Origin of the sequence: Mycoplasma sp. CSL7503-lung (genome assembly GCF_025515455.1) — a bacterium.
Lineage (GTDB): Bacteria > Bacillota_I > Bacilli_A > Mycoplasmatales > Metamycoplasmataceae > Mycoplasmopsis.
The window spans coordinates 20,972-27,274 of sequence record NZ_JAOPHP010000014.1 but is presented as its reverse complement, the minus strand read 5'-3'; the positions used below and the strand labels follow the sequence as shown (position 1 = coordinate 27,274).

Here is a 6,303-nt window from a genome sequence, read left to right as displayed (position 1 = left end):
GTCAATTTCCTGACTTTGTTTTAGTTTATAAAACAGACAAAATCGAACATCAAATTAATGTTGAAATTAAAGATTATAACAATGATTATGATGAGATAAAAACAAGTAAAATAATTGATTCATATCACGGCTATTATGAAGATAAAAATAATAATTTAATGCAAATTGTTACTTCATTATTAATTCAAGTTGATAAATCAAATGTAGGATCTAATAAATTTATTATTGCAGGTGGTGGAAGTACAAATTATGCAATAAAGAAAACTATTAAAGAAAACATTGGAACTAACCAAATAATAAGTTGAATATATAATTTAGCAAAAGAGATTTAGAAATATGTTATGTACACTTGAAACTTCAACAAGTTTTTAGTGTACATTTTTTATTAAAAGTTTAATTATTCAAAAAATAATATTACATATATTAGAATATATTTAAGAAAAAGGCATATTTACGCAAAAATATTAAATAGGAGTTAAAATGGAAATTCAAAGACCAAGATTACTAGCGAAAAAGATAACGGTAGAGTAAAAAATATTACTAGAGATTCCTTCAAGAAAATTGTGATTGTTAAGGATAATATTGTACCAAGATATGATGATGACAGCATTTTATATGTTGGTATTAAAGATTTCTTATTAGATGAAAAAATAATAGATTTATAAATAAATATTTTCATTTAATAAAAATGCGTATTTACGCAAAAATATTAAATTAATAATAATTTACTACTTTAATAAAAAAAGATTTATGTTATATACACAGCAATATGTTTGGATGCTAAGGGATTTTTTATCTCTAGATTTAGAATTGCAATATATTGAAGACGAAATAATACAAGAAAAAATATGTTTTTTGGACATAACAAATTGTTATCTCGATTTTTTCAACTTTTTTAGGTATAAAAACGAACAAAATTTATATTTTGTTCGTTATTTTATAATAAATGAATGTTTTCTTTTTTTAGTTCTTCTTTCATTTCTTTTGGTCAGTATGATGACTGTACTTCACCAATATGTTGTTTTTCTAACATTAACATACTTAGTCGACTTTGACCAATTCCACCACCAATTGTAAGTGGTAAAGTGTTTTCTACTATACCTTTGTGGAACTCTGAAATTAATTTAACTTCTTCTTCACTTATTTTTGATTGAGCTATTATTGAATCTTTATCAACACGAATTCCCATAGACGATAATTCTATTGCTTTATTTTTTCATGGAGCATATATAATTAAGTCACCATTTAATTTTCAATCATCATAGTCAAATGCTCTTTTAGATTGAACTAGACCAGATTCCATAGGTCAACCAATTTGATAAACAAAAATAGTACCTTTTTCTCTTGCTAACTCATTTTCTCTTTGTTCAGGAGTTAAATTAGGAAACATATCTTCTAATTCTTGTGAACTAATGAAAAATACATCGTTTGCAAAAACTTCTTTTAAATTATATTTATCATTAATGTATTTTTTTGTTTCTTTAACACAATTGTATATTTTATTAACGATACTCTTTAAAAAATCAATATTTCTATCTTCTACAGTAATTATTTTTTCTCAATCTCACTGGTCAACATAGTATGAATGGGTATCATCTAAATCTTCTTCACGTCTTATTGCATTCATATCTGTATATAAACCTTCATAAGTTTTAAAATTATAATCAAATAAAGCTTGTCTTTTTCATTTTGCTAGCGAATGAACAATTTGTAATTCTTTTTCAGAATTTTTTGGAAAGAAATTAACTGGTGATTCTCCGTTTAAACCGTCATTTAAACCTGAATCTTTAGAAACAAATAATGGAGCAGTAGCCCTTGTTAAATTTAACTCTTTTTTAAGATCTTCTTGAAAATGTAATTTTAAATCTTGAATCGCACTTTGTGTTTCTCTTATGTTTAATTTTGTCTTATACATATATTTCCTCTTAAAGTATGTTTATTTTATATATAATATTATATAGTGTAATTATTTATATAAAAATAATTAATGTATATGATTTCAAGGGAGAAAAATGGAACTAGAAACAAATAAATCTTACTTTTTAGAGGTATCAAAATTACATAAAATTCATTATAAAATATTTGGTAACCTAAAAGGTAAACCTGTAATAGTTGTACATGGGGGACCAGGTGGAGGAAGTTTTTACAAACTTAACCAATTGTTTGATCATAATAAATTTATGATAATTTTTATGGATCAACGTGGTTGCGGATTAAGTACACCTTTTTTAGAGTTGAGAGAAAATAATACTAAAGAATTAGTTGAAGATATTGAAAAATTAAGAATTCATTTAGGTTTAAAAAAGGTAATGCTTTTTGGTGGAAGTTGAGGAACAACATTGAGTTTAATGTATGCATTAAAATACACTAATAATGTAAGTGAAATTTTACTTAGAGCAGTTTTTTTAGGCCGTAAAGAAGATGTAGATTATCTTTACGAAGAAAATGGAGCAAGTGATTTTTATCCAGATTTATTCGAAAATTACAGCACAATCGTTCAAAATTATCCTGGTAAAAATAATTTAGAGAAGTATTATTACGCTCTAAAAAATGAAAAGGATAACGACAAACTTAATCAAATAGCAACAACTTTTTCTAACTGAGAAAGTGCGCTTGTTTCGATAAAACCTTTTGTTGAACCTAATAACTTAAACCAAGAACAAATTAACGAAAATAAAGCGATTGCACTAATGGAGACACATTATTTTGTAAATAATAGTTTTTTGCCTACTGATAATTATATTTTAGAAAATGCAAGCAAACTATCTTCAATACCAACATACATAGTTCACGGCAGACAAGATATTGATTGTAGACCAATAGGAGCATATTTATTACACAAAAAGATAAAAAATTCAAAATTATTTTTAATGGATTCGGCGAGTCATTCTACAAGCGAACCTCCTATTTGAAATAAAATAGTAGAGATTTTAAAAAATATCTAGTAGTTAGCTAGATATTTTTTAAAATTTAATCTTTCTTATGATATTTTTTATTTTTTGAATATTAGATATAGTTTTTTTATTTATCAAACTATCAATTTTATTAATTACAATTCCAGTAGCAACATCTGCGTTTGTGTTGTGAATATGGATTACATTTTTAGAAAACTTCTTAACTAATCTTGATAAAAATGGTGATAGATTTTCATTATCTAAATAAAGATTATGAACTTCGTTAAAAAATGAAGTATTTTTGATCTCAAGATTTCAACGTTCTTTTTCAAGTTCGTTTGAAGAATTGTTGATAGCGTATAAACGATTTATATTTGAAGTTTTAAAATCTTTAGTTATAACAAATACATAATCTAATTTTTCTTGGAGAGCTAAAGAAATGGTGTATTTAATTTTTCAAAATTTTCAATATATTTTTTGTTTTTTAGAAAAATTATTTAATTTAATATTTACTTCAGGGGAAATAAAATCTTCGATCATATGTCCGTCGATTACATTGATACTATTAAATTGCATTCTTTTAATTTTTTTCAATCTTGTTTTAAAAATATTTTTTTCAAATTTATATGAATGATTTTTCGGGTTTTCAAGGTAATTTACATATTCTTTTGAATCAAATTTAAAATCATCAAATTTTGTAAATTTATTATATTTAAAATACGGATCTAATCTATCAATAAGAACTTCTTTTCCGCTTGCACTAGTAGAAATAAAAGCAATTTTAACATTTTGTTTATTAGTTGTAACAAGATAGAAATAAATTGAAAACATCATATAAATAATATTAATTATCATTGTAGTTCAATTTAAAAACCCTACACCACCAAAGAAAATAAATGAAAGTACATTTTTAAGAATTCAAACCGGTCAAGAATCTCTAAATCCTAAAAGCATCATGATTAAAGCTATAATAGATAAAGCATTAATTAGTGAATTTAAAATTGAAGCCACTTGATAATAATTAAAATTTGAACCATAAGTTTGTGAATCTTCAAATTGATTTAATATAATCAATATATTTTTATGTAATAAAGGTGTTACAAAATAGAAAAGTATTGTTAAAAGTATTGTTAAAAAAACAAAAAAACTTGTTGAATAAATATTAGATCTAAAAAACTCAAAATCTTTATTTTTCTTGATAATTCTTGTTGTTTTAAAATACGTAAAAATTAATATTGGTATATAAATAAATAAATTTATAAATGCATCTAAAGGAATTTTAAACGAAAATGCAAACAGAGAAAAAAGAAGTGCATTTACAATTCCTAACGGGTATCCTATCTTTTTGTGGTTTGAAAAAGCAATAACTGATAAAACACCCAATAGTGCCGAAAGAGAAACGCTGACGCCAATGAATTTTTGTCAAACACTACCAAATTCTCATATTCATGATTTATAATCAAATGAATAAAGAGTGTTAAACCCTAAAAAAATTATTATTATTGCTACTATTATTCTTTTAATTAAACTTCCATACATAATTTAATTATTATACTACAAAAAAAGTATAAAAAAGCATAAAAAATAGGCTTTTAAGGCCTATATTTGCGATTTTTATATAAATTATTTTATATATTTTTCATCTAAAACACCAATATATGGTAAGTTTCTAAATTTTTCTTTATAGTCTAGTCCAAACCCAACTAAAAACTCATTAGGAACCTCGAAACCGTAACAGTCAACTTCTAATTTAACCTTTCTATTTTGAGGTTTATCCATTAAGGTTGCTATTTTAAATGATTTTGGTTCACGATTTAATAACATTTTTTTTATTTTGTTAAGTGTAATGCCGCTATCTATAATATCTTCAACTATCAAAACGTCTTTATCTTTTATATCTTGAGCTAAATCCATAATAATTTTAACGCTTCCGCTAGAAGCGTGATGACCGCTATAACTGCTTGCTGTTATAAAATCAATTTCATGATCAACACTAACATGTTTGATTAATTCCGCTAAGAACGGAACTGATCCTTTTAATAAGGCTACTATTATTAAATTTTCGCTATTTTTATAAGTTTCATTAACTCATTTTGCAACTTCTTTTATTTTATTGTTTACAAATTCTTCATCAAATAATATCTTTTTTATCTTTGGGTGTTTATTCATTTTATATCCTTTCTTTTTATAAAAAAGCCGTATTAAAATACGACTTTATATTATAAGTGTTTAACATCCATAATTTTAATTGTAAATTTCTTAACACCTTCAACTTCGACTTCATCACCAATTTCATGATTTAACATAGCAACTGCTAATGGACTAAATGTTGAAATTTTATTTTGAAACGGATCTGCATCATGTGAACCAGTAATCATGATAGTTTTAGTTTCGTTTTTTTCTAAAATTAAAAATGTAACTTGTGAATTTATACCAATTCTATTATCTTGTTTATCGGAATTAGACTCAATAATTTTAGAATTATCTAAAATATTTTCTAATTCTGAAATACGAGCTTCAACAATACCTTGTCTTTCTCTTGCGGCATCATACTCAGCGTTTTCTGACAAGTCACCTTGTGCACGAGCTTCTTTTAATGCTTCTTGAACAGATTTACGTTCAACATTAATTAATTGTTCATACTCTTTTTTATACTCGTTATACTTTTCAATTGATAAGTAAATTAATTTTTTATCATCATTCATGTGAAAACTCCTCTAATTATTAATATTATTATACAATAAAGTTTATTTAACAATAAAAAGATATTTATTAGTTATGTATGAAACTTCATATTTTATGTTTTTAGTTTTTAATTCATTGATTAAATTATTAATTTCAGAATTCTTTATTTTTTTTAAATTGAAGATTAACATACCATCTTTATTTAATTTATTAAAATAGTCTTTATATAAATCAAAAAGATTTTTACTTTCTTTAAAAACTACTATTAAATCTAATAATTCATTATTATAAAGAAAAAGCGGTTTTGTAACATCTTCGGGATTATTATCTCTAATTTGTGTAAATTTATCAAAATTAAAATTGTTAATTAAATAATAGTTTTTGGCCGTAGTTTTTTCACTTATTGCAACGTTAGGGAAAATATCATTTTCAGAAATAACTAACACATCTTGATATTTATTGATGTAAATTGTATTAATAATACCTTCGATATCCAAATCATCAGTTTTAGATTTTAATTTATCTTTTAATTCAAAAGGTAAAGTTCCAATATCGTTTCTTAAACTTTCAATTTTAATTAATGTTTCTTGTCTAGATTTATTGATAAAATTATTTCTTATTTTTTTTGCTCAAATATTAATCCCTACATAAACCACTATTCCTATTATAAATACAACAACTGCAGAGATAGCTAAACCGATATTAGTAGGTGTTCAAGTCATTA

The 6,303-nt window shown here is 24.1% G+C and carries 7 protein-coding genes; 2 read left to right on the top strand and 5 right to left on the bottom strand.

Annotated elements, in window-relative coordinates; all coding sequences use genetic code 4:
* The coding region (locus tag N9R85_RS02465; protein ID WP_262858445.1) for a hypothetical protein at positions 1–332 on the top strand (332 nt) is incomplete at its 5' end.
* Positions 333–937: 605 nt separating this feature from the next.
* Here N9R85_RS02465 and N9R85_RS02460 read toward each other — a convergent pair.
* A complete protein-coding gene (locus N9R85_RS02460; protein WP_262858444.1) occupies positions 938–1,915 on the bottom strand; it encodes an aspartate--ammonia ligase in 978 nt (325 codons plus the stop codon).
* 97 nt (positions 1,916–2,012) lie between these two features.
* On the opposite strand from N9R85_RS02460, the gene pip reads away from it, so the two are divergent.
* Entirely contained in the window at positions 2,013–2,945 is a 933-nt protein-coding gene (gene pip, locus N9R85_RS02455) for a prolyl aminopeptidase (RefSeq protein ID WP_262858443.1), read from the top strand.
* Positions 2,946–2,963: 18 nt separating this feature from the next.
* Here pip and pnuC read toward each other — a convergent pair whose 3' ends face one another.
* The 4 genes from pnuC to N9R85_RS02435 form a co-directional block, all read right to left on the bottom strand.
* On the bottom strand, positions 2,964–4,433 hold the full coding sequence (gene pnuC / locus N9R85_RS02450; protein WP_262858442.1) for a nicotinamide riboside transporter PnuC: 1,470 nt from the start codon (positions 4,431–4,433) through the stop codon (positions 2,964–2,966).
* Positions 4,434–4,517: 84 nt separating this feature from the next.
* A complete protein-coding gene (gene hpt, locus N9R85_RS02445; protein ID WP_262858441.1) occupies positions 4,518–5,063 on the bottom strand; it encodes a hypoxanthine phosphoribosyltransferase in 546 nt (181 codons plus the stop codon).
* Between the two features lie 50 nt (positions 5,064–5,113).
* Positions 5,114–5,599 carry a transcription elongation factor GreA gene (gene greA / locus N9R85_RS02440; protein ID WP_262858440.1) on the bottom strand — a complete coding sequence of 162 codons (486 nt, stop codon included), beginning with the start codon at positions 5,597–5,599 and terminating at the stop codon, positions 5,114–5,116.
* A gap of 42 nt (positions 5,600–5,641) precedes the next feature.
* Positions 5,642–6,301: a BC85_0335 family putative methyltransferase gene (locus N9R85_RS02435; protein WP_262858439.1), complete on the bottom strand. Its 660-nt coding sequence runs from the start codon at positions 6,299–6,301 to the stop codon at positions 5,642–5,644.
* Between the last annotated feature and the right edge of the window lie 2 nt (positions 6,302–6,303).